The sequence below is a fragment of the Arenicella chitinivorans genome (assembly GCF_014651515.1).
Taxonomy (GTDB): domain Bacteria; phylum Pseudomonadota; class Gammaproteobacteria; order Arenicellales; family Arenicellaceae; genus Arenicella; species Arenicella chitinivorans.
This window is the reverse complement of the sequence record NZ_BMXA01000003.1, coordinates 268,901-294,154: the sequence shown is the minus strand read 5'-3', so window position 1 is coordinate 294,154 and position 25,254 is coordinate 268,901. Positions and strand designations below refer to the sequence as shown.

Here is a 25,254-nt window from a genome sequence, read left to right as displayed (position 1 = left end):
CAACTAAAGCCAGTTCATCTCTACAGCGCTTAATAACTCATTCACCTCTCGCAGAGGTAAACCCACAACATTACTATAGCTACCGTGAATTACTTTCACCCAGGCCGATGCCAAACCCTGTATGGCATACGCACCAGCCTTATCCTGCGGCTCATTACTGGACCAGTAGGCCTGCATCTGTCGCTCCGTGATCGTGGCAAACTCAACATCCGTAAGCCCCAGCTTGACGTTCAGTCTATCATGAACCAGCAGGCACACCGCCGTCATTACCTGATGTTTAGTCGCGCTCAAGCTGTGCCATATTTGCTGTGCGTGCGCAAAATCACGCGGTTTACCAAAAATTCGTTCACCCTGCACGACAACGGTGTCAGCCGCCAGTATTACCGCTTCGTTGTGTGCCTGAGACGCGGCTACAGCGCGCGCTTTCTCGCGTGCCAAACGGGTAACGTAGTCTTCTGCCAACTCATCCGCGCGACGTGACTCATCGATATCGGGTACCTGCACAGTAAAATCGACACCCATCTGGGTAAGCATCTCCCGTCGACGTGGTGAACCAGAAGCCAGTATCAACTCAGGCATAGAATCAATCCCCTCGGTGGTAAGGCAGATTGGCGTTGATGCTCCACGCGCGGTACAGCTGTTCGGCCAACATAACCCGAACCACCGGGTGCGCGAACGTCATCGCTGACAACGACCATTTAAGTGGCACGTTATTCAAAAAGTTGGCATCGATACCCTCTGGACCGCCAATCAAAATGGCGACGTCCTGACTCTCATCAATCCATTGTTGCATATGGCGCGCCAGGTTTTCTGTGTCAATGTGTTTGCCTCGCCGATCCAGCGCTATTGTTATCGCGTTGTCAGGCACAGCCGACTTGAGAAGTTCAGCTTCATCACGAAGAATGCGTGCGGTATCGGCATTCTTACCCCGTTTTTTGGCGGTAATTTCCTGCAGCTCCAACTGACAGATCGGCGGCATTCGCTGTGCGTACTCTTGGTACCCTTGCACCACCCATGAGGGCATTCGTGTGCCAACGGCTAATAGCTTGATTCGCACGATCTGGATCCCGGTGTTGGGCGCTCGCTATTCTTCTTCCCGTGCGCGATGCTGTTTTACCAACGCACGGACGTCTTCGTCCCACAGTTTCTCAAGATCGTAGTACTGACGCACCTCCGGTCGCATTACATGCAAGACCACGTCACCGAAGTCGACTAATACCCATTCACCAACGTCAGCACCATCTTCATTTAATGGTTTAACACCCTGCTTACGAAGACTGTCTGAGGCTTCGCGCGCCAAGGCTTTAACATGTGTGTCCGAGGTGCCACTGACCACAATCATAAAATCAGCAAAATCCGATATATCTGCGATATCGATGACTTTAATGTCCTGGCCTTTTACGTTTTCAAGGGCATCAACCACTTGATCTTTAATTTGTTCTGGATTCATACCCGGTATTTTATACAGTTGCTTGGTGCGAATATAGTTTAAAACGCTGCTTGGCAGATATTCCTGCGCAAGTTTCTCATGCCCCGTGCTGAGCGCAGTACGTATTTCAGTAGATGAGATATCGATATTACTGTCTTCATAGAGCCAGAGGTGGCCGGGCTCTCGGCGCACCAGATCAGATGGGTTCTCAACCACCCGCGCCTGCAGCTCATCTGGCACGGAGACTGCATAACCTGGCCGTTGCAAAACAACCCAACTCACTTGCTCGACCAGCGTCTCGTAACGAGACCAACTGGGTAAGCCCGACAAGCTGTCCGCACCGATAATCAACACCAGACGCACGTTCGGATACTCCGCAACAAAAGACGCCACGGTATCGATGGTATAGGATTTTTCAGCGCGACGTATCTCACGATCATCGGCCACAAAGCCGACCTTATCGGCCAATGCGAGTTGCAGCATGGCGAAACGGTGAGCGATGCTGGCGGAGACGCTGTTCTTGTGTGGCGGCCGTGCACTTAACACCCAGTGCACGCGCTCTAAACCTAACACATCCGCAGCCTCAGTGACGGCCTGTAGATGCCCCAAATGAATGGGGTCGAACGTACCCCCAAAAACGCCGATTGCGGAGGTCATTCAAACTCGTATATGGCCATCACCGAAGACAATGTACTTCTCCGAGGTAAGGCCTTGCAATCCCACCGGCCCGCGCGCGTGCAGTTTGTCCGTACTGATTCCAATCTCAGCGCCCAGCCCGTATTCGAAACCATCGGCAAATCGGGTTGACGCGTTCACCATCACGGAACTGGAGTCGACTGTACGCAGGAATTGTCGTGCGGTAGTGTAATTTTCAGTAATGATACTTTCCGTATGCGCTGAACTGTAGGTAGTGATGTGCTCGATCGCTGAGGCGAAATCCGCCACCACTTTGATGGACAGAACCGCAGCCAGGTATTCAGTTCCCCAGTCCTGATCGGTCGCCGCTAACAGACGATCATCATTGACGAGTTCACGTGTTAGATCACATCCGCGCAGCTCCACTCCGTGCGTCAGATATTGAGCGCACAGATCAGGTAAAAATTGCGCCGCGACTTGCTGATGCACCAGCAGGGTTTCCATTGCATTGCACACACCATAACGGTGTGTCTTAGCGTTGAAGGCAATTGATTTAGCCTTGGCTAAGTCGGCATCGGCATCGACATAGACATGACAGATTCCATCCAAATGCTTGATGACTGGAACCGTGGCTTCGCGACTAATTCGCTCGATCAAGCCTTTGCCGCCGCGCGGTACGATTACATCGACATACTCGGGCATGCGGATCATCAATCCAACCGCGTCACGATCCGTGGTTTTCAGGATTTGTACGGCTTGGGTCGGCAAACCTGCTGCGTGCATACCTTTTGCAATACAGCTAGCGATTGCCTGATTTGAGTGCGCCGCTTCTGAGCCACCGCGCAATACCGTCGCGTTACCAGACTTGATACACAAAATGGCCGCATCCACAGTCACATTTGGGCGCGACTCATAAATAATTCCAATTACACCGAGCGGCACCCGCATTTTGCCCACTTGAATACCGCTTGGACGATACGACATATCACTGATTTCACCAACTGGGTCCGGCAACTCAGCCACCTGACGACAACCCTCGGCCATCGCTGCAATACGCTCGGGTGTCAGACGCAACCTGTCCAGCATCGCGCTATCCAGACCGCGGGTTTCGGCAGCGTCTAAATCCAAGGCATTCGCCTGTGTGAGTTCTGCCGAAGACGCTTCTATCTGGTCTGCGATGTGTCGCAGTGCGGCATCTTTATGAGCACAGGTCGCTACCGCCATCTCTGAGGCCGCCTTACGCGCCTGTTGGCCCACCTGCTGCATGTAGTCAGTTACGTTCACACTGTCTCTCAATATACTTGATTTGCTTAGTTTGCTTAGTTTCGTTGCTACGCGATCTCGGCCATACCACACAACCCGGCACACAAGGTTTCAATCTGAAACCAAGTATCGCCGATGTCGACATAGCGCTGGCCCTTGACTGTTTGATCCAAGTGAGCCGCACGTTCCAGCAATTCGTAACACTGGTTTGCATTCAATCGCTGCAGTGCGGCATTCACGATGGCCTCGCGATTTCGCCACACGCGGTGTTGTTTGAATAGCATAGCCCGCTGTTGGCCACCAGCAATACCGGCTGCCAACGCGCACAATAGCCGTATGTCACGCACCAGTGCCCACACCACGATCACCGGCTCCACGCCTTCGGATTGCAGACGCTGCTTTATACGCATTACGCGCGTTAGATCACCGGCCAGACTGGCATCGGCCAACGCATAGACGTCAAATTGTGCTTGATCAGCCAGACTGTCGTTGACCAACTTGATTGTGACGGCACCGTCGGGCGCTAACACTTGTAACTTATCCACTTCCTGCGCCGCCGCCATCACGTTACCTTCTAGCTGTGCGGACATGAGTTCAATCACGCCGTTTTCCACTCGCAGGGAACGGCTTTGCAAACGTTTTTTGAGCCACATTGGAAATTGCTGGGCTGAAATCTCAGGGCCATCAACCACCCATCCTTTCGACTCAACGGCCTTAAACCATTTAGCATTACGCTGCCGCTTATCCAGCGCGGGCATTTGCACAATCAAAATATCATCGGAGGTTGGTAACTCACAAAATTCTGACAGCGCTTTGGTACCTGCGGTACCCAGCGATTTTGGTACCCGCAGCTCAATAATGCGACGCTCTGCAAACAACGACATGGCTTGTCCGGCACCGGTTATCTGCGCCCAGTCAAACCCTGCTTCTGCCTGATACTTGATCCGTTCGGAGAAACCCAGCGACTTCAACACTTCTCGCGCTTGATCCAGCGCTTCCTCAATGAGCAATGCTTCGTTGCCATTGAGCAACAGCATTGCTGGCAATGATGACTGATTGGAACTTAGTCGCGCAGCCAGCTCATCAGTTGACACGCGCATGGCATAAACTCAACATTACTTAGACTCATAGTCAGTGATGGTCGAAAGCTGACGCACGATGCGTAACGCAGCATCCTGCTCCATATCGCCCAACAACTCTGCTTCTTCCGACTCAGACTCCAATACCAGCTCAGGCTCAAAGGCATACCGGCGGAATTCACTAATCACTGTTCGCGCTCGAATAGCCTCACCTTCCGGGTCATCAAGCGTATATACCACTTTAAATATCAGGTTGTAGCTATTGGCTTTACCACGTTCATCAATGGTACCGACAGTCCGCTTAGAAGAGGCAGAAGAAATATTCAAAATCACGTCTGCGCTGGCCTTGTTGGTCGCCAACTCAGCACCAGCACTGGTCAGCACCTCTTCCAACTGATCCTTAAACGTACCGTCCGGTGCCATCACATACATGTTTTTCAGGCTGTCAGCTAACGGGATATTTCCGCGCAAATGAAAGCCACACGCAGTCATTGTGAGCAGAACAAGCATCACACTGGCGAAACGCAGTGCTGTGTGTGATTGTTTAACGGGCTGAAAGTTCAACATAGTTTGACCTTATTATTCTCATATTCCGATGACGGCATGTCGCCAATTCTAGCGCATGCAGACACCACTGCGGCATTAATTTGCCACAATATTAACCAGCTTGTTCGGCACCACAATTACTTTTCGAACCGTCACATCGGTCAGAAAGCGGGCCACATTTTCATCTTCCTGGGCACGATGCTCGATTTCTGCCTTGCCCAAATCAGCGGGGACTGAAATTTTGCCACGGAGCTTACCATTGACTTGCACGACGTATGTGATTTCATCCTGCACCAACGCAGATTCATCGAGTACCAGAAATTCGTCGTCGAAAAGCCAGTTCTGGTTGCCATATTGTGACCACAAATAGTCACACAGGTGCGGCGTTACCGGAGCCAGAATTTTCACCAACGCGTGTGCCGCTTCGGCCAACACGAGATTGCCATGCACACCCATCTCAGACCACTCTGCCTTTTCCAGCGCGTTCATCAGCTCCATGGCAGCAGCGACTACCGTGTTGTATTGCTGACGCTCGTAGTCAAACAAAACGCGTTTAATAATGGTATGCGTGATCAAGCGCAGAGCTTTGGTCGCAGCATTCGCATTGTCAAGCTCGGCAACAGGCGACAGTCTTTGTGCAGTCAATACATCTTGATGTTTATAAAACCAATTCCATACACGACGCAAGAAACGTGAACCACCCGCGATGGCATCATCGTTCCACTCGAGAGATTGGTCTGGCGGTGCCGCGAACATAGTAAATAGGCGCACTGTGTCTGCACCGTATTTGTCGATCATACTTTGAGGGTCAACCCCATTGTTCTTCGACTTAGACATCTTCTCAACGCCACCGATTTCCACCGGTTGACCATCACTCTTTGAGACGGCTGCAAATACCTTGCCTTTATCATCGGTTTGCAACTCGACATCCGCCGGGTTGAAGAACGTGCGTTTGCCATCGTCGTCGATCCGATAATACGTTTCGGCTGTCACCATTCCCTGCGTGAGAAGACGTGTAAACGGCTCATCAGAATTAATCAGCCCCACGTCGCGCATCAGCTTGTGAAAGAAACGCGCGTACAGCAGGTGCATAACGGCATGCTCGATACCACCGACATACTGATCAACTGGCAACCAATGGTCGGCACGCTCATCTAGCATGGCGGTATCCAAGTCCGGACAGCAATAGCGTGCGTAATACCAGGATGACTCGAAGAACGTGTCGAAAGTGTCAGTCTCACGTATAGCGGGCTCGCCAGTCAATGGGTGCACGGTGTCGATAAACGACGACATCTTCTTAATCGGCGACCCAACGCCGTCCATCACCACATCCGTCGGTAAAGTTACCGGAAAGTTTTGGGCAGGTGAAGCATTGCCCTCAGCGTCGTAGACAAATGGGATTGGACAACCCCAATAGCGCTGACGTGACACGCCCCAGTCGCGCAAACGATAGTTAATCCGCTCCTCACCTAATGAACGCTCAACCAACCACGCCGTAATCGCGGACTTTGCCGCACCCGATTCAAGACCATCGAACTGACCGGAGTTAATCAGGCGTCCGTGTTCAGTAAACGCCTGTGAACTAATATCCAATTCACCTTCCAGCGGTTCGATCACCGGCTTGATCTCGATGCCATACTTGCTGGCAAATTCGTAATCGCGCTGATCGTGGCCAGGCACCGCCATGACGGCACCGGTCCCATAACTCATCAACACAAAGTTAGCACACCAAACCGGCACTGGCTCGCCGGTAACCGGATGCTGCGCGCTGATGCCAAGATCAATGCCACGCTTCTCCATGGTTTCGATATCCGCCTCTGCGGTCGAGGACTGAGCGCATTCACGGCGAAACTCAGCAACGCTCGCTGATGACTCAGCGGCCTGGATAGCTAATGGATGATCCGCCGCCACCGCGACGTAAGTGACACCAAAAATCGTGTCTGGACGTGTGGTAAATACACGCAATGGTGCTTCCCCTTCGATCTTGAACTCGATCTCGGCGCCAACCGACTTACCAATCCAATTGCGCTGCATTGTTTTGACCGCGTCTGGCCAACCATCCAATGTATCCAGGCTTGCCAGCAACTCTTCGGCGTAATCAGTAATTTTGATAAACCACTGAGGGATTTTCTTCTTTTCAACCAGGGCGCCGGAACGCCATCCTCGGCCATCAATCACCTGCTCGTTGGCCAGCACCGTCTGATCAACCGGATCCCAGTTAACTTCAGACTCTTTCTTGTAGACCAAGCCACGCTCGTATAACTTAGTGAAAAACCATTGTTCCCAACGGTAGTAATCCGGCTCGCAGGTCGCGAACTCTCGGTTCCAGTCGTAACTAAAACCCAGCCGCTTCAACTGCTCGCGCATATTGGCGATATTTTGCTCAGTCCAAGCTGCTGGCGCAGTCTTGTTTTGGATCGCGGCATTCTCAGCTGGCAACCCAAATGCGTCCCAGCCCATTGGGTGTAAGACGTTTTTACCCAGCATACGCTGGTAACGACTGATCACATCACCTATGGTGTAGTTGCGCACGTGCCCCATATGCAGTTTACCCGAGGGGTACGGAAACATCTCAAGGCAGTAAAATTTTTCCTTATCGCTGTTTTCTTCAGCGCGGTACACATCACGATCGGCCCAGGATTTCTGAACCGCGACTTCGATAGATTGAGGGTTATATTCTTGTTGCATGAGAAAACGTTCGGCGTGCGCCGGTCTGAGGTTCGGCAATTATTGTACTGGTTGATTCACTGGTCTTGCTATCGAGTTTCAGGATTCGCTGAGATGCGCGCCCGCGCGCTGATAGATGGTTCGAAGCATGGAATGCAAACCATTACTGCGGGTTGGACTCAGATGGTCATTGAATCCGATTTCTTTAATAAAATCCGGCTTTGCGGCCAGAATATCGTCCGGCGACTGGTCCGAATACACTCGTAAAACGATGGCCACTAAACCAGACACAATCGCGGCGTCACTGGTGCCATCGATATGCAGTTTACCGCCCTGCATTTGCATGTTCAGCCACACTTGCGACTGACAGCCTTTGATCTTATTGTCTTCAGTTTTCCATTCTTCCGGAAAATCTGCGAGCTGACGTCCGAGATCGATCACGTACTCGTAGCGCGCCATCCAGTCGTCAAACATGGAAAATTCATCGATCAGCTCTTGTTGTATTTCAGTAATTGACGCCATATTAATCTTCCACTCGCCAGATAGTGCCGTCAGCACCATCCTCCAGCACCACATTGCGCTGACTTAATTCGTCGCGAATTTCATCCGCGCGGGCCCAGTTCTTGTCTTCTTTAGCCTGGGTACGTTCAGCCACCAATGCATCGATAAACTGCGCGTCCAGTTCACTCGTCTTACCAGCGAACCACGCCTCTGGGTCTTGCTGCAACAAACCAAGGTACTCACCCGCGGCTAACATCGATTGCTTGAGTCGCTGTTTTTCAACCAGAGATTCTGCTGTATTGGCTTGTTTCGCCAATGCAAACAATTCGGCCAGTGCGCGAGGCGTATTCAAATCATCGTGCAATGCGGCCAAAAATGCTTCGGGCGCTTGTGCACCGACAGACTCACCCACGTCGACATCCACCAGTTTGCGCAGTGCACCATACAGGCGGTCCAAACTGTTTTTCGCTTGCTCAATGACGTCGTCACTCCAGTCTAACGGCGCACGATAATGCGCAGCCAACAACACATAGCGAATCGCTTCGCCTGCATAGTCTTTCAACAAATCTCGTAACCACAAGACGTTCCCGACGGACTTTGACATCTTCTCTTGGTTGACGTTAACGAAGCCATTATGCATCCAGTACCGAACGAAAGGCGCGTCATGCGCGCACATGGACTGCGCTCGCTCATTCTCATGATGCGGAAAAATCAGGTCATGGCCACCACCATGAATATCAATGGTGTCACCAAGATGCGCTGCCGCCATAGCAGTACATTCTATATGCCAGCCCGGTCGACCGCGCCCCCAGGGACTGTCCCAGCCAGGCTGATCATCGCTAGACGGCTTCCACAAAACAAAGTCACCCGCATCGCGTTTATACGCAGCGACATCAATCCGTGCGCCCGCCAACAGTTCTTCCGGGTCACGCTTGGAAAGCTGACCGTACTCCGCGAACGAACCAACACTGAACAGCACATGACCCTGCTCAACGTAAGCATGACCACGATCTATAAGCGCTTGAATTTCCTTATGGATTTCGGCAATGTGAGTAGTAACCTTGGGCTCAACATCGGGTGGCAACACACCAACAGCAAGCAAGTCTTCATGGAAGGCCTCAGTAAACCGCGTGGTGATGTCCGAAATAGACACACCTTGCTGCTCTGCTGCAGCATTAATTTTGTCATCAATATCCGTAATATTGCGTACGTACGTTACCTTGGGGTAAGACTTACGTAGGACACGAACCAAGACGTCAAACACAACCGGCGGTCTAAAATTACCGATATGACAATAATTGTAGACGGTTGGGCCACACACATAAACCTTAACGTGGTTTGGGTCCAGTGGTTCGAAGTCTAATTTGCTTTTGGTTTCGGTATTGTAGAGTTTCACGAGGCACACACGCCCATGCAATGCAGATTAAACGGCGCATTGTAACACCAACACCTAGAGAATGGCGCTCGGAAACACACTTAAACTCAGCGATTCAGCGCTGATCTCTGCTTGAGTAAATTGATCTGCGGTGATGACAGCTGGCTGCGGCTTACTGCCACAGTCGCAAGGTTGCCATCACAATTGTGTCATCACCCAAACCACTGACGTGATTTGGGTTTTGCCGATACGACACGAACCCACCTAGCTCCCACTTATCACTTAGCATCGTGCGATAATAAGCTTCAAGGTTACGTTCAGTCGCACTGGTATCAGACAAATTAATGCGCTCAGTATTAAATCCGATATCGCCATTCGATAATCGAGTGTCGGGCACCGAGTAATTCACTGCACCAGACTGAATTTTGATTGGTTGCGACCAGGCTAAACCGAGCTGGTCCTTGGCACGAAACACGTTGTTACCAATCAGACCTATGCTGTACCAGTCACTGCTTAAGGTCGAAAAATCCTTCAATAAACTCTTGTCGGCGGATTCTACCTCGGTACGACCTACACCATAGTTCGCCACCAGCGATACACCGTCAATCAACTTAATATTGCCTGACAAATCCAATGCATACGTCGTTGCTGTCTCAACACCAAGCACGCCCGATGCACCACCGCCAAGCACGCTGCCACGCTCTTCAATCTGACCAAACTTCAACGCAATACCACCTCGATCAGAAAACGCGTGTGAGGCCTGCAAAATGGTTGAGAGAGACTGTTGCTGATATGAACTGGGTTGATCCACGGAGACAAAGCCAAGCTGATAACTGGTGCTTGCATCAGCTTGCTGATACTGGAAACTCAGCGTATTGGCCTGGTTAGCAAACCCCGATAACACCGAATCAAAGGCCGCACCACTGAGGAAACTCGTGGTGCCAAACTCTTCATGGAGCTCCAACTCACCGACTGCGCCGAGTTCACGACTGGGGTCGACCTGGTAAGCGGCATTCATTGATAACGCAGAGCTCAGCTTGCTGGTCATAGCGACTGATAGATTAGTATTGACCGGCTCGATGCCACGATCACCAGGGCTGGCAAAATACTCTATGAAATCAATACGAGGGTCTGCAAGTGCCGTTGCTGAAAACGCCACTTGAGTCTTCATCCCGGGCACCTCAAAGCCAGTATGAATGGACTTATGTTGCATGGCATTAAAAAACTGTGAGAGATGTAAGGCACCATCATTGATCTCTACATGGTCGTTCAGGTCGAGCTGAAAACTTCGGCCATAAGAGTCTAGTACCAGCGTTTTCTCAAGCTTAGTCGAGGACTTTTTCGCTAGCAGAATAGCTCCCGCAAGCGCGCCGCCAACCAATAGGATGGCGGCACCACCACCGCCGCCGCCACCGCCGGAGCTCGGCGGCGTTACCGGTGGCGTCTCGGGTTCAGTTGGCACCTCAATCGGCCCGATAACATTATTCAATACCTGTTCAGCCGACAAAATGACACCGCGACCGTACACAGGATCAGTCCCTTGTGCCCCGCGATCTTCCGCGGACTGTAAAATCACGTCCACCACTTCATCGGCAGTCAAATTCGGATTCTGTAAAAATACCGCACCCGCAATTCCCGAAATACGCGCGGTTGCCCAAGATGTACCGCCGCGCGTGGCGCCAGCATTGGGTAGACCGATGGCCGCGACATAACGTTCAGCCGTGTTGCCCGCGCGATTGGATTCCGGCAACAGCACACCGTCGGCGTCTGTCGCGCCCACAATGACCACGCCAGGCAGGTTAAAGCTGGCAGTTGACAACGCATTAGGCTGGGCACCAAACTCATTCCCAGCCAGAATTGCAATGACTTTGCCACCTCGAGACAAGTCTGACATCAGCGGTGCAGCCGCACCACTCACACCTTCAGTGCCCCAAGTGAATCCGACCACTCGGATATTGCTACGACCTAGAATGTCCGCTAACGCATTATCACGGGCAACACGGACCTGCGCTTCATTCGCACGGGTAAGATCACCGTCGGTAACGACAAATGGCACAATTTCACCAGAAAAAGCTTCGGAGGCAACACGCACCGACACCGTACCATGCCCTTCACCTTCACGATCTGAAACGTCGGAAGTATCGTCCGTGTTTTCGTAGTAGTTGAAACCCGGTGCGATATTGAACCCTCGTGTAGGGTCTACACCGGAATCCAGTAATGCTATCTGCTGACCATACGCATCGCCGAGCGTAACGCCAAACAGTCCTATAGACGCAGCTATTACGCGGCTTAACTTTGTCAGAGTTGGGTTAGTGCGTCCGAATTGAGGTTTTTTTGACATGCATGCACCTGTGCGAATCTCTTTCTATGGCCAGCGACTCCGCCGACGTAGAACGGGCGATTATTATGGTATGGCTTGATTATAGGTTAAGTTATCGACATGGCAAACGACCCACGCGGTATTTAATACACGGGCAAATCGACAATGGATCGCGCAGCCGGTTAATGCAATCATGACTGTCAGGGCACGAACTAACGCCCCAATGCGCCCGAGAAATAATTACGCTCTTTGATAAACAACAGTTTGAGGCAAATAATGACCATGACCGAAAATACCAAGACCATCCATGCTGGCATGCTCAGACCCAGCAGCTGCCACTGAATTTCAGCACACTCACCACTGCCAGACAACACCGTTTCAATAGTCTGCATCAATGGAAATGCTTCGAGCATAAACTCAAGATCGGGGCCGCATTCCGGCACCTGATCGGCTGGCAGGTTCTGCAACCAGACTTGCCGGCCGGCGATTGCCAAACCAGTCGCAGAACTGACAAGGCCACCAAATGCCAGTAGTTTGGAACCAATTTTTTTTGGTTTGAAAATCAAGCCCAACAAGCAGAAGAAAGCAACCCCAACCAAACAAGCACGCTGAAACATGCAAAGTGGGCATGGTGGCAAACCCAGTTCTAATTGAAAGTAAAAGTATGCGATGGCTAACAGAGCGCCACTACCCAACAAGCCCACCCAATACCAACGTGCTGCTATCACAAAATTCACTCCCGATCAGTCGAAAAAAAAATTCTGAACACAGTATACACCAACGTTAGCCTCTGTCAGCCATTGCGATTCATTCACAATTCAAAGGCCAATCCACGATATAATTCTCGAGTTCATCTTCTCGCACTTCGCGGAGGAATCGCACACGATTCTGAGCTGAACAAGCACGGACATGAATAGTGTTCCTTGAACCGGTCACAAGGTGATGCCAATCAGGCAGAGGCTTGCCCTCCAATAGCAGGCGATATGAGCAGGATGGTGGCGCGAACTCAGCGGCGCTTTCCACATTCTCCGCATTCATAGTAACGCACTGCGGTACACGCACCGAACGATTATTATAGTCGGTGCACTGACAAGAATTGGCATCAAACAAATCACACGCCACATCTGTGAACACCAGCTCTCCAGATACCTCGTCCTCGAGCTGCGACAGACAGCATTTTCCACATCCGTCACACACGGACTCCCATTCCTCAGACGTCATGTCGAACAAGGACTTTGATTCCCAAAAACGATCTTGTTGTGTCATTGTGGTGGCGTAATGGTTATAAAAAGGACGAAGTTGGCGGGTTGAAACACGCCTCAACGCTCGAGTAAGTGACTACGCCAGCGTGCTAACTTGGCAGCACGGTCTTGTCGCGCATTCGCCGGGCTAGTCGAAGGCAGCGTAACAAAACGCAGGGCGGAAGCTCGCGTTCGAATTTGCTGACAATGGCGCACGAACAACTTTTCGGCCATCTGCCCGTTAAATCCCACCACATCAATACTCGGCCACGCGGAGAAAAAATCCGCAAAATCATTCACCTGCTCAGTGCCACGAACGATGTTGCTGTCGAGACTGCCGGGGCGCTCACAATCATATAAGACGTCCCAAACGGCGACTCCGGCACCAATGAGTCCCTGACACCGCTGATGGTAGTCCGCGGTTAGATTCAGCCCGAAAAGTTGCGACATTATCCACCAAAATGCATTCTGAGGATGCGCGTAGTATTCCACTGCATCAAGCGATTTTACCCCCGGCATCGAGCCGAGAATCAGAATTCTTGGCATACCGCCGACGATCGGTGAAAAGCCACTCATGTCAGCGCAACTCGATTACCCTTCTGCGCGCGCCTCAAGTGCAACCACTGCGGGCAACGGCTTTCCTTCTAAAAACTCAAGGAATGCACCGCCACCGGTTGAGATATACGAAATTTGATCGGCGACGCCGTATTTTTCAATGGCTGCGACCGTGTCACCACCACCCGCAATTGAAAAAGCGGATGATTCCGCAATCGCCCTAGCCAATGCTTCGGTGCCAGCACCAAACTGGTCGAACTCAAACACACCAACCGGACCATTCCAGACGATGGTACCTGCGTTTTTCAACAGATCCGAAAATTGCGTCGCGGTGTCCGGACCAATATCGAAAATCATATCGTCTTCCGCCACATCGGCAACCGATTTTGTTTCGGCCTGCGCTTGTGGTGAGAATTCCTTACCACAAACAACATCGGTTGGTACCGGAATATCACCATCAGTCGCGCGCGCTTTTTCGGTTAATCGATTCGCTTCTTCAATCAAATCCATCTCAACCAACGATTGTCCGATTGGATGTCCGGCCGCAGCGATGAATGTGTTGGCAATACCACCGCCCACAATCAACTGATCCACCTGTTTCGAGAGCGCGTCGAGCACGGTTAGTTTGGTCGACACCTTCGAACCACCTACGATTGCAACCACAGGCTTAGCAGGTGCATCAAGCGCTTTACCTAACGCATCCAATTCCTTACTTAATAATGGCCCCGCGCAAGCGGTCGGCGCAAATCGCGTTACGCCTTCGGTAGACGCTTGCGCACGGTGTGCGGTTCCAAAGGCATCCATCACGAAAACATCGCACAAGGCGGCCATCGTTTTTGCCAGTGCCTCATTGTTAGCTTTTTCACCGACATTAAAACGCACGTTCTCGCACAACACCACTTGGCCAGGTGTCACGTCAACACCTTGCAGCCAGTCCGTCGCAACATTGACGGTCAAACCAAGTGCTTCAGATAACCGATCAGCCACTGGCTTTAACGAGTATATTGATTCAAATTGACCTTCAGTTGGTCGTCCCAGATGCGACATAATAAGCACAGCCGCGCCTTTCTCCAGAGCCAGCTTAATGGTCGGTAAGGAAGCCTGTATTCGGGCATCATTACTGATTGCGCCATTGGCCATGGGCACATTCAAATCCTGGCGGATCAACACGCGCTTACCTTGTAAATCCATGTCCTGCATTCGTTTAAACTTTTTATGTCCTTGCATCATGTACCTCTCATCGTGCCGATGAATCGCCTTTTCTATCAATTTGAGAATCAGTGACCGTCTTGCTAGTCTAATCCGCGAATCACATCGAGCACGTTGTCAACGTTAAAACCAAAATAGTCGAATAGCTGATTCGCTGGCGCTGATTCTCCGAAGCTGGTCATACCAACAACCGCACCGTGCATGCCGACGTATTTGTACCAATAATCAGCAATACCAGCCTCCAAAGCGACTCGCTTAGTCACGCTACTTGGTAACACCTGCTCTTTATACTCAGCATCCTGGGCATCGAAATAGTCAGTGGATGGCATGGAAACCACGCGCACTGCTCTGCCTTCTTCGCTCAATTTCTTCGCTGCATCCATGGCCAGCGCCACTTCGGAGCCAGTCGCAATCAAAATAAGTTCCGGCGTCTCAGCGCTGTCGAACAACACATAACCGCCCTTCTCAATATCGGCCAATTGATCCGTGCTACGCACTTGATGCGGCAGATTCTGGCGTGACAAAATCAGACTAGTGGGCTTGTCGTCTGACTCGGCAGCCAAACGCCACGCGACAAATGACTCAACAGCATCACATGGACGCCAAACCGACATATTCGGGATCAAACGCAAACTAGCAACATGCTCTACTGGCTGATGGGTAGGACCATCTTCACCCAAACCAATCGAATCATGTGTTAACACGTAAGTCACTGGTTGTTTCATCAACGCAGACATCCGCATACCATTGCGCATGTAATCCGCAAACACTAGAAACGTGCCAGCGTATGTTCTAAAACCGCCGTGCAGCGCGATGCCATTGCTGATCGCAGACATCGCGAATTCACGCACCCCGTAGTACACATAGTTGCCCTTGGCATCGGACTTACTGATCGGCTGAGAGTCGTTCCAGATAGTGTAGTTTGAACCAGCCAAGTCAGCTGAGCCACCAATCAATTCCGGCAACAATGGCCCCAACTGATTGAGTGACTGCAAACTGGCTTTTCGTGTTGCCATGGTGGCTTGCGCGGCATCCACTTGTGTCAGAAGCTCGGTTGTTTTTTCTGTCCAATCAGCAGGCAGATCACCGCGCATTCTGCGCTCAAATTCCGCGGCTTGGGCCGGATTGGCCTTAACGTATTCGTCATACATAGACTGCCAATCCGCTTCGGCCTTAGCGCCTTTTTCGACGGCACTCCAGGCTTTTTGAATCTCAGCAGGCACCTCAAACGGAGCCGCGTCCCAACCGAGCCGTTCACGCACTAAAGCAACTTCTTCGTCACCCAATGGTGCACCATGACAACTTTCAGTTCCTTCTTTGTTTGGTGAACCTTTACCGATGACCGTTTTACAACAAATCAAGGTTGGCTTGCTAGTTTCAACCTTAGCTTGCTTGATCGCAGCTACCAGAGCCTCAGGGTCATGACCATCAACACCAGGAACAACTTGCCAACCATACGCTTCAAAACGCGCAGGCGTGTCATCAGTAAACCAACCCTCGACTTCACCATCAATTGAGATACCATTGTCATCCCAGAACACGATCAATTTTCCTAGCCCCAGCGTGCCAGCCAACGACGCGGCCTCGTGTGATATGCCCTCCATCAGACAACCGTCGCCCATGAATACGTAGGTGTGATGATCGACTACGGCGTGCGCGTCGGTGTTAAATTCCGCCGCCAAGGTACGCTCCGCAATCGCCATGCCGACCGCATTCGCAATCCCCTGACCCAGCGGCCCGGTGGTTGTTTCAACACCTGGCGTGTAACCTAATTCTGGATGACCCGGCGTCTTGGAATGCAATTGGCGAAAGTTTTTCAGATCGTCTGCACTGACATCGTAGCCAGACAGATGTAACAGAGAATACACCAGCATAGAACCATGCCCATTTGACATCACAAAGCGGTCGCGGTTAACCCACTTTGGGTTCGCTGGGTTATGCACCAGAAAATCGTTCCAAAGAACTTCAGCAATATCTGCCATTCCCATTGGCGCGCCGGGATGACCGGATTTAGCTTGTTGTACCGCATCCGCACTGAGTACACGGATGGCGTTAGCGAGTTGTTGACGGTTCGTGGATGACATTAAGAAAACCCTTGTTTAGCAGTTGTTGCAAGTGGCGAATACGCCGTGATGACACCGATAAATGCCCTAAATCGTGCACAGCATGTGAGGCCGCACCGTTGAAGCGCGTAATATATCAAATTTGGTTTTACTTGCCTTACAAGGACGTCAAATATTGACTATTTTTGCACCGCAAAGCAGTTCGCACGCCTTGGAGATCAGTCGTCGCCGGGAGTAAGCACACCTGCGACAACTAAAAATAGGCGAACGCCACACTCAATGCAGTCAATTTTGGCACGACAAACTCCTTGTCACCAAGCTTAATTACCGCTTCCACATATCGACGATCACCACCTTGGGGCGGCGCACCGAACTCCAAATTTGGTTCCACAGTCACGCGCTTGATATCGCCGAAGCAAAGGAGCGATGAGTAGGCTTTTCGTGCCGCATTCGGAATCGGGTTTAGAACCACCAAGTGCGGATCGGGACGCTCTTTACCGTCACTCGCGGTACCCAGCAACCCGGCATAAGACATCACCGGAAGCCGTTGACCTTTCCAGTTAACGTGTCCTTGCATCCATTTAGCTGGCGCTTTTTCTAACTTATCGATCACCGGCTGAGCGACCACTTCAGCGACACACTCCACTGGTAACAGAATCGGTTTGGGTTCAGACGGGATAATGTAACAATCAAGACTTTGCGAACTCATTAGTGTGTCACTTTCGGTTTTTTATCGTTATCGTAAGTTTGCTCAGGATTACTTCTTGTCAAGCTCGATTGGCGCGTCCAGCTTGAGATACTGGTTAAATAATTGCACCAGATTTTCAAGCAGGTATGGTTTACCCAAGAAGGCGCTACAACCAAGTGCGGTTGCTTTATCGATGTATTTCTCAGTCGCGCGCGATGAAATCATCACGACCGGCACATCTTTCAGCCCGGGTGTGGACTTCACCCATTCCAGCAACTCAAAACCATCCATTCGAGGCATTTCGATATCCAACAGGATCATATCTGGCGCTTCTTGTCGCAGCTGAACTTGCGCATCTAGACCGTCTTTTGCCAACACCGAGTTGATTCCCAGACCGGTAATGTCACGTTCAGCAGACTTGCGCACGGTTAGTGAATCATCGACGACCATCACAGTTGGGATAGTTTGTGACACATTCGCAGACTGATCTGGAATCGACACAAAAGATTCGTAGTATGAGATACCAACCAGATCCAGCATGAGCACGACTGCACCATTTGCTCGAATCGTTGCGCCAGCGAAAATCGGGATTCGACCTAAGTGATCACCCAGATTCTTAACCACGATTTCTTGTGTGTCGAATAACTGTTCTACGATCACCGCGATATTTTGAACACCCGCATTCACCAGTATCACTGACAACTTGCCCGTCAACATTGGCAGTTTGGAGTCATAGCCCAGGTAATCTGCCAAATCGATTAGAGCATAACGATGTTCATTGATTTCAATGCTTGGCTTTTCAGCCTTGAGGTGTGCAATAAGCTCCTCGGCCTCGACCTTGATGACACGCTCAATAGTTCGTGCCGACACCGCAAAGGTTTCCCCACCAGACTCAACAAACATGGCACTGGAAACCGCCAGAGAGATCGGCAAACGGATCATAAAGTGCGACCCAACTTGCTCATTTTCGATGTCGTATGCAATCGAGCCACTCATCCGACGCAACGTCGACTGCACCACGTCCATGCCAACACCACGCCCTGAAATTTGAGTCAGTTTGGACGCCGTACTAAAACCACTTTGTGAGATATACATCAGCATATCTTCTGGGTTCAGTGGCTGGTCTTCCGTCAGCAACTTGTCTTCGATTGCTTTCTTTCGAATTTTGTCGAGATTCAGGCCAACACCGTCGTCGCGCACTGAAATCACAATTTCACGAGCAACCTGGCGACATTCAACCGTAATCTTACCGGCGGCTGATTTACCTGCTTGCTTACGCTTCTCAGGCACTTCAATACCGTGATCAACTGAGTTCCGTAACATGTGCTCAAGAGCCGGAACAACACCATCCAAAATGGTTTTGTCGAGTCGCACATCGGCACCTACGATCTCAAGGTCCACGTCTTTCTTAAGTTCACGAGAAGTCCGCCGTACAACTTGGCGTAATTGTGGGCCGATACCGCCGAAGGATACCAGCCGCACCTGCATAATCTCGTCTTGTAATTCACGGTTTAATCGCTCTTGCTTTTGCAACGAGGTTTCCGCTTTATAAACGAAATTACTCAGTGAAGTTTGGATATTGCCCAATTCATCCAAGTTTTCAGCTAGACCACGCGACAATTGCTGAAGCTTCGTATAGCGATCTAACTCCAATGGGTCGAATTCGTCACTGCGGCCGGATACCACGGACTCATTGGTGCGCGACGTAATGCGACTATCTGCCTCAATTTCGAGTTCGCGCAGCTGTTGTCCGAAGCGCTGTACGTTTGAGTACAACTCCTCCACCACAGACTTAATCGTCAACACATCCTCACGCATTTGCGATCGATTCATGCTGGCATCACCAACATAGTTGGTTAAGCTATCGAGCGTTTCGGTACGGATACGCAGTGCGGCCGCGCGATCACGTGCCGCTTTTTCACGACGATCAAGGTCCTGTTTTTCTTCAGCACTGATTTCACTGCCGCCCGGTACAAAAATTGAGGCTTCGACTTTTGACGCCCCAGCAAGCGGGTCATGCGCAGCGGCGGTCACACTCGCTGTCGACGCTTTGTCAGCCGATAACTGCTCCATTAAATTGGCATAGCTATCAATCGATTTCCCAGATGCCAGCGCATTGGCGCCACTGACAATTACGTCATAGGCTTCTTCCAATAGTGCTTTGGCATGTTTGTATTCGGTTGCAGACGTCGGATTTAGTTCATCCACATAGGCCGACGCGCGATTCACCAAGCCAGCGATGTCACCCAAAGTTGCTTGTTCTGAATCGATCAGAGTTTGCAATGCTGTGAATTGTTCACGCATCCGTGGTTGGACTTTCTCCCAGCCGCGAGCAGACTTCCAGTCCGCCTGAATAGAACTCATCTGCGCCGTAACGCCCGCTAGCTCCTCGCCAATATCCAATGGCGCTAATTCAGGTTCTGAGGTTGGAACGGAATCAGGCACAGTTGGCTTGAGAGGTGTTTGCGGCGTAACCGGCACTGATGTTGGCTCTGCTTCAACAATCTCTGCACTCACGTCTTCTGACGGCGCTTCCTCAATAATCTCAACGACGGGCTCCGCTGCGTCAATTTGCGCAGCAGGTTCCGTCTCACTTGTTACATCAAGCGGGACTTCAGTAACCTCTGGTTCTTGTACAGACTCTGGTTCTTGTACAGACTCTGGTTCTTGTACAGACTCTGGTTCTTGTACAGACTCTGGTTCTTGTACAGGCTCTGATTCTTGTACAGGCTCTGATTCTTGTACAGGCTCTGATTCTTGTACAGGCTCTGATTCTTGTACAGGCTCTGATTCTTGTACAGGCTCTGATTCTTGTACAGGCTCTGGTTCTTGTACAGGCTCTGGTTCTTGTACAGGCTCTGGTTCTTGTACAGGCTCTGGTTCTTGTACAGGCTCTGGTTCTTGTACAGGCTCTGGTTCTTGTACAGACTCTGGTTCTTGTACAGACTCTGGCTCTTGTTCTACGTCGACCTGCTCTTTCGTTGAGGGCACTTCCGCGGCCGGTTTCTCTTCGGCCTCAATGCCCAAACGTTGCAACATATCTGCCGGCACTCGGAATACTTTACGTTGCCCATAACAGTCAGCCGCGTAATCAAGTACATCGACATACATTTCAAGCGTCTTGCGAACTTCGCGTAGATCTTCTTCGCTGCGAATAAAGTTCGTTTCCAAGAAGGTCTCGGTCTGGTGCGTTAACTCTCCAAGCACATTGGCTTCGGCCATCAGTGCACTACCCTTAATGGTATGCAAATGACGCAGTACGTTGGCCATGGCAGGACCCATTTCACCCATATTCGATAAGCGCGCGACTTCGTCATCGAGCTCATGATGCAGGCTTCGGACTTCTTCGATGAAGATGCCACGCAGCTCACGCGCCAACTCATCTTCTTCTTCGTCCTCAAATTCTTCTTCTGGCTCCGGTTCTGGCTCCGGTTCTGGCTCTGGCTCTGGCTCTGGCTCTGGCTCTGGCTCTGGCTCTGGCTCTGGCTCTGGCTCTGGCTCTGGCTCTGGCTCTGGCTCTGGCTCTTCGATGATAACTTCTTCGGTGTCAACCGCAAGCACGTCATCTTCCAGCAAATCAGTCAGATCATCAGGAATCAGGCTGTCTGCATCCGTTGGCGTGTCCTCGCTTTTCACTTTCGGCGTTTCAGCCTTAAATGCAGACAAAGATGCCTCAAGTTCATGCAGATCGTCACTCTCATTGAGCTCGATATCTGACAACTGGTTACCATCACCATCGTCGAGTAAATCACCCAGATCGTTCATCCCGTCGAAAGCTGACGCAACGCGGTCGGTGGAGCGGGGCTCAACATCAAAATCAACAAGTTCGACGGATTCATCTAACTGATCCGTTTCTGTTGCCACGTCATCGAGATCCACCAGATTAAACTCCAGCGTGTCACCTTCGGGCAATTCAATTTCATTGCTAGAGGTTTCGAGTTCGATCGATTCCGGTTCGGATTCCAACGTAATGGATGGCTCTACCGCTTCGGTATCAGTCATTGATACGTCGATCGACCCTGCATCCAACTCGAGCTCTTCGACTTCCTCAGCGGCTATGGGCGCTTGAGGTTTCTGAGGCTTGTAAAAACTGCTGTTTTGCTCTGCCTTATACGCCTTGTCAAGATTTTCCTGCAACGACGCCCACGCTTGCGGATTCCAACTGTAATACGGTGACTGATCACTTGCTGCCACGATACCGCGGCGTGTTTCAGCAACCAGTTCACTTAACGTTGCGCGCTCATGATCATTGATCTCGTTACCGCTCTCGACCTTTAATTGACATAGGTGTTCTGCGGTGTTGTAAGCCTTGGCTAAGTCCTGCAAACCTAGAGTTCGAGCATTTCCGAGTAAGGTATGCAACGCAATGGAGAGCTGATCGTCTTCAACGACGTGCAGCGGTTTCTTTTCAAGAAGCTCATCAATTTTATCCAGCTTGATGGTCGCTTCCTGTGAGAAGATTGTTCGCATTTCTGCATTGTCGATAATAGAAAACGATTGACTCTCTGGCTCAATCGAATCGTCATCGCCTTCCATTGCAAAACTGTCTTCATCACTCAGCTCAATAACTGAGTCTTCTTCCAGCATCAACTCACTTGCAAACTCAATAACACTGCTCTCTGAGCTCATTTCAAGAATATCAGCGAGCTCTTCATCTGACGGCGCTTCGTACTCGCCTTCACTGCTAAATTGTTCTTGTTCCGGTTCGATATCAGCCAACGAGAATTGGCTGGCATCGATTTTCGTGCTCGATGGCGTTTCCACCGAATCCGTGCTGTCATCGGTTTCCTCGATCGCATCAAGCGACATCACAGAGTCAACTTCCAACACAGAAACTTCTTCACCTTCCAACTCGATTTCCTCAGCCTCCTCTTCAGGCTCAGGCTCAGGCTCAGGCTGCGGCGCGTCTACTTTGGGTTCCGCCACCGTTGGCGTTACCTTAGATTCAATAACAGCCTCCGTGGCCGGTTTACTATCCGTTACGGGTGCCAGCGCAGGGGCTTCTGGTTCCGGCGCTGCCTCTTCCGGTGCTTCTTTGCCTTCAATGACGCGCAATACGTGCTCAGTTTTGGCACCCCACGCCGCGGTGTCTAACAGATGCTGGTTAGCGTATTTTTCTTCGACCTGCTGTTCAAATTCACTAATCGCTTCGCGCGCGAAGGCAAGAATTTCAGGTGAAAGCGGCTTATCTGTATCCAGAACATAATTAAATAACGATTCACTGAACCACGCAACCTCGCCTACATCGTTCAAACCCACCATACGTGAGCTACCTTTTAGCGTGTGGAATGCACGTCGCAGCTCACGAATTGCCGTGCGATCGGCCAAATCCGACTCACATAACTTGAACTGGATATTTGCTTCGGTGAGCACCTCAACGCTCTCCTCCAGAAATACCTCGAAAATGGTTTCATCGACCTGTGGCGCATCATTCTGTTGCACCGCGTGCTGTTTACCGATTTCAGTCGACGAGAGCTTCGGCTCTGACTCGTCGGGAATGTCATCGCCAAGCTCATTGATGTCCATATCATCGAAGAATCGAACATCATCGTCGTCCTGCGCCTCGATGGCGGACTTTTTGTAAGCGAGTTCTGCGTCCTGCTCGATCTCTTCCTGTGTTTCTTCGGTGCCATACAAATCAATAATTTGCTCAGTGATACTGGCCATATTGTTTTGTAGATTATTGGTGATATTGTCGGTTAAGAACGCAGGTTCTTGAGAAATAACATCGACCAACCGATCTTGTTCACGGACTAGGTGCTCGACACCGGTCAACTTGGTTTTCTTCGCCAAGATGGTCAGGTCGCGCAAACTGGATTTCAGATTCGTGAATAGGTCGAAATCAGACTGATTGGTAAGCCAAGAAAACAACGAATCAGACGCCGTATCCAGCAGGTCCTCGACGTCGCCTCGCGACACCTTTTTACCAATCGCGACTTCCAGATCGGTAATGCTTCGATCCAGAATATAGTCCATGCCTGAACGGTTGTTCTGCAAACCTTTGACATACTCTTCCATCGTACCAATGGAAATCGCCAACGCTTCGATCAACTCCGGAGTCGACTCAGTTGTACCGGCCTCAAGACCAATAAACTGCTCTTCCGCCATTTTAAGCAACAGACCAACCTTTTGCTCACCTAGGACCTGTAGTGCGCCACGAACTTGACGGATCTTGCCATCAATACCCGATAAAACATCACGTTTTTCCGGTTCGCGGGCAAATTTTTCCAGATTAGTTTCAATCTCTTTTAGATTTTCTTCAACCTCGCTGCCAACCACATCCAATAAGGCTTTACGCTCGCTGCCGGTTAGATGCGTGCCATCCATCGCCTCGGTTAACTCTTCTTGGTTACCTAGGGCTTCAAGCGCATTCTTTTTAAGTTGACCGTTTTGCAACCAGTTCGGATCGATCTCACTTGGATTGGCGACACTGTTTTCAACAAACATCAAGCCAGATGCCAAATGGAAACCCGTGTCCTCATTAGCCTCAACCAAGCCAGAACGAATACCTCGCACCACGTCGGTGGCAGCAATCAAAACTTCGTTAACGATTCCAATTTCTTCGCGCTCAAATGTCTTCTCAACAATCTCGAGCTGCTCCAGAATTTCATCCAAACCACTGGTGTCTTCCTGCTCTTTCTCAAAGAAAGCACTGACCAGCTGACGAATAATTGGTAATGGCAATTCCTTATTAGTCTTGATTTTCTCTAAACTGGCTTCCAGCGCGTCGTAGCTGATCGGCTCAGTCTGAATCTTGAGTGCGGGGAAATATTCCTGCAGCTTAAACGCATCGACGATTTCATCCATGCGCTCAGTGCGTTTTTCACCCACCCCCGTGTAGAACAACATGATCTTAACCAGCTCTTCACCAGAGTCACGCACCAGCGCAGACTCACCCTGCGTTTCCAGATCACGGAAGCGGTCATCAATTTGACGAAAAATACGCACGTGCACGGCCTTATTGCCGATGTCGTTGTGCTTCACATAGTCCGCATACGCAGAAGCTACCCACCACAGACGAGCAACCGTACTGAACGTACTCATTTGCAGCAGCTTTTCCATTACCATCTTCATCTTGTCGATGGCGGTTTCGTCTACCCCTCGCAGCCATTGCAACAAGAAGGACTGGTAGTGCGCACGCAGCGATTTAGCACGCTCAATGTAATCTTTGTCTTTGAGCGCGTTTTTGGAGTCAATCTCAGGGAATATCTCGATCATTGGATTAAACAATGACGAAATTTCGATGCCTTCAAGTCCGCGCACCGACCTAATTTGGTTAATCAGCTCAACCACATCTGTCGGATTTTCAGGCAAGCCCTTCTCAAAGCGAGCAAAGGCCGCTTTCAAAGCGCTGAAGCTGCCCTCCAATAAGACCACAAAAGTCGACTTGCCGACCGAAGTGTCGTCCGAAGTAAAGTCCTCGACCAACAACTCGCTTTCCATAATCAAGGAAGAAAGCGACTTCATCTCCAGCATCTGCAACGAGCCCACCACTTGATGCAGATGATTGCTTAAGCCGAATAACTTCGACTTATCATCACTCGTCACGAACTGCTGCAGCTCTTTATTTGCACTATCGAGCGTCAGCTCAACTTCACCTTTTACCCACTTAAAGGTTTCAAGATCTATGTTCGAATAGATTGACATATCCGGTCTCAGTGTTCGTTCATTTTCTGAATCTA

At 50.7% G+C, this 25,254-nt stretch carries 17 protein-coding genes; all 17 read right to left on the bottom strand.

Going from position 1 to position 25,254, the window contains the following annotated elements:
• Positions 1-3: 3 nt before the first annotated feature.
• A complete protein-coding gene (locus IE055_RS11080; RefSeq protein WP_189400865.1) occupies positions 4-579 on the bottom strand; it encodes a Maf family protein in 576 nt (191 codons plus the stop codon).
• A gap of 4 nt (positions 580-583) precedes the next feature.
• The gene (gene rlmH / locus IE055_RS11075) at positions 584-1,057 is read right to left on the bottom strand and encodes a 23S rRNA (pseudouridine(1915)-N(3))-methyltransferase RlmH (RefSeq protein ID WP_189400863.1); all 474 of its coding nucleotides are present in this window, start codon (positions 1,055-1,057) and stop codon (positions 584-586) included.
• Between the two features lie 27 nt (positions 1,058-1,084).
• On the bottom strand, positions 1,085-2,086 hold the full coding sequence (nadD, locus tag IE055_RS11070; RefSeq protein WP_189400860.1) for a nicotinate-nucleotide adenylyltransferase: 1,002 nt from the start codon (positions 2,084-2,086) through the stop codon (positions 1,085-1,087).
• Positions 2,087-3,349 carry a glutamate-5-semialdehyde dehydrogenase gene (locus IE055_RS11065; protein ID WP_189400858.1) on the bottom strand — a complete coding sequence of 421 codons (1,263 nt, stop codon included), beginning with the start codon at positions 3,347-3,349 and terminating at the stop codon, positions 2,087-2,089. It abuts the gene before it with no gap.
• A 47-nt stretch (positions 3,350-3,396) separates the two neighbouring features.
• Positions 3,397-4,428 (bottom strand): DNA polymerase III subunit delta, encoded by a 1,032-nt coding sequence (gene holA, locus IE055_RS11060; protein ID WP_189400855.1) that lies wholly within the window; start codon positions 4,426-4,428, stop codon positions 3,397-3,399.
• Positions 4,429-4,443: 15 nt separating this feature from the next.
• Positions 4,444-4,974 carry an LPS-assembly lipoprotein LptE gene (locus IE055_RS11055; protein ID WP_189400852.1) on the bottom strand — a complete coding sequence of 177 codons (531 nt, stop codon included), beginning with the start codon at positions 4,972-4,974 and terminating at the stop codon, positions 4,444-4,446.
• A gap of 75 nt (positions 4,975-5,049) precedes the next feature.
• The gene (gene leuS, locus IE055_RS11050; protein WP_189400847.1) at positions 5,050-7,641 is read right to left on the bottom strand and encodes a leucine--tRNA ligase; all 2,592 of its coding nucleotides are present in this window, start codon (positions 7,639-7,641) and stop codon (positions 5,050-5,052) included.
• A gap of 78 nt (positions 7,642-7,719) precedes the next feature.
• On the bottom strand, positions 7,720-8,142 hold the full coding sequence (locus IE055_RS11045; RefSeq protein WP_189400844.1) for a SufE family protein: 423 nt from the start codon (positions 8,140-8,142) through the stop codon (positions 7,720-7,722).
• 1 nt (position 8,143) lies between these two features.
• Positions 8,144-9,517, bottom strand: a complete 1,374-nt coding sequence (cysS, locus tag IE055_RS11040; protein WP_189400842.1) for a cysteine--tRNA ligase — start codon at positions 9,515-9,517, stop codon at positions 8,144-8,146.
• A gap of 151 nt (positions 9,518-9,668) precedes the next feature.
• Positions 9,669-11,837: a S8 family serine peptidase gene (locus IE055_RS11035; RefSeq protein WP_189400840.1), complete on the bottom strand. Its 2,169-nt coding sequence runs from the start codon at positions 11,835-11,837 to the stop codon at positions 9,669-9,671.
• 191 nt (positions 11,838-12,028) lie between these two features.
• Complete coding sequence (locus IE055_RS11030; RefSeq protein ID WP_229794251.1) at positions 12,029-12,544, bottom strand: disulfide bond formation protein B; 516 nt, start codon at positions 12,542-12,544, stop codon at positions 12,029-12,031.
• Between the two features lie 79 nt (positions 12,545-12,623).
• Complete coding sequence (locus IE055_RS11025) at positions 12,624-13,082, bottom strand: YcgN family cysteine cluster protein (protein WP_189400836.1); 459 nt, start codon at positions 13,080-13,082, stop codon at positions 12,624-12,626.
• A gap of 53 nt (positions 13,083-13,135) precedes the next feature.
• The gene (locus IE055_RS11020; RefSeq protein ID WP_189400834.1) at positions 13,136-13,633 is read right to left on the bottom strand and encodes a DNA-deoxyinosine glycosylase; all 498 of its coding nucleotides are present in this window, start codon (positions 13,631-13,633) and stop codon (positions 13,136-13,138) included.
• A gap of 15 nt (positions 13,634-13,648) precedes the next feature.
• The gene (locus IE055_RS11015; protein WP_189400833.1) at positions 13,649-14,839 is read right to left on the bottom strand and encodes a phosphoglycerate kinase; all 1,191 of its coding nucleotides are present in this window, start codon (positions 14,837-14,839) and stop codon (positions 13,649-13,651) included.
• Between the two features lie 65 nt (positions 14,840-14,904).
• On the bottom strand, positions 14,905-16,905 hold the full coding sequence (tkt, locus tag IE055_RS11010; RefSeq protein WP_189400830.1) for a transketolase: 2,001 nt from the start codon (positions 16,903-16,905) through the stop codon (positions 14,905-14,907).
• Between the two features lie 232 nt (positions 16,906-17,137).
• Positions 17,138-17,593, bottom strand: coding sequence for a chemotaxis protein CheW (locus IE055_RS11005; RefSeq protein WP_189400827.1), 456 nt, complete (start codon positions 17,591-17,593; stop codon positions 17,138-17,140).
• A gap of 48 nt (positions 17,594-17,641) precedes the next feature.
• Positions 17,642-25,219: a hybrid sensor histidine kinase/response regulator gene (locus IE055_RS11000; protein WP_189400824.1), complete on the bottom strand. Its 7,578-nt coding sequence runs from the start codon at positions 25,217-25,219 to the stop codon at positions 17,642-17,644.
• Between the last annotated feature and the right edge of the window lie 35 nt (positions 25,220-25,254).

Excerpts from the sequence above, each read along its gene's own strand:
- IE055_RS11080 (WP_189400865.1), bottom strand. The coding sequence starts at position 579 with ATGCCTGAGTTGATACTGGCTTCTGGTTCACCACGTCGACGGGAGATG.
- nadD (WP_189400860.1), bottom strand. The coding sequence starts at position 2,086 with ATGACCTCCGCAATCGGCGTTTTTGGGGGTACGTTCGACCCCATTCAT.
- holA (WP_189400855.1), bottom strand. The coding sequence starts at position 4,428 with ATGCGCGTGTCAACTGATGAGCTGGCTGCGCGACTAAGTTCCAATCAG.
- IE055_RS11055 (WP_189400852.1), bottom strand. The coding sequence starts at position 4,974 with ATGTTGAACTTTCAGCCCGTTAAACAATCACACACAGCACTGCGTTTC.
- leuS (WP_189400847.1), bottom strand. The coding sequence starts at position 7,641 with ATGCAACAAGAATATAACCCTCAATCTATCGAAGTCGCGGTTCAGAAA.
- IE055_RS11045 (WP_189400844.1), bottom strand. The coding sequence starts at position 8,142 with ATGGCGTCAATTACTGAAATACAACAAGAGCTGATCGATGAATTTTCC.
- IE055_RS11035 (WP_189400840.1), bottom strand. The coding sequence starts at position 11,837 with ATGTCAAAAAAACCTCAATTCGGACGCACTAACCCAACTCTGACAAAG.
- IE055_RS11025 (WP_189400836.1), bottom strand. The coding sequence starts at position 13,082 with ATGACACAACAAGATCGTTTTTGGGAATCAAAGTCCTTGTTCGACATG.
- IE055_RS11020 (WP_189400834.1), bottom strand. The coding sequence starts at position 13,633 with ATGAGTGGCTTTTCACCGATCGTCGGCGGTATGCCAAGAATTCTGATT.
- IE055_RS11015 (WP_189400833.1), bottom strand. The coding sequence starts at position 14,839 with ATGCAAGGACATAAAAAGTTTAAACGAATGCAGGACATGGATTTACAA.
- tkt (WP_189400830.1), bottom strand. The coding sequence starts at position 16,905 with ATGTCATCCACGAACCGTCAACAACTCGCTAACGCCATCCGTGTACTC.
- IE055_RS11005 (WP_189400827.1), bottom strand. The coding sequence starts at position 17,593 with ATGAGTTCGCAAAGTCTTGATTGTTACATTATCCCGTCTGAACCCAAA.
- IE055_RS11000 (WP_189400824.1), bottom strand. The coding sequence starts at position 25,219 with ATGTCAATCTATTCGAACATAGATCTTGAAACCTTTAAGTGGGTAAAA.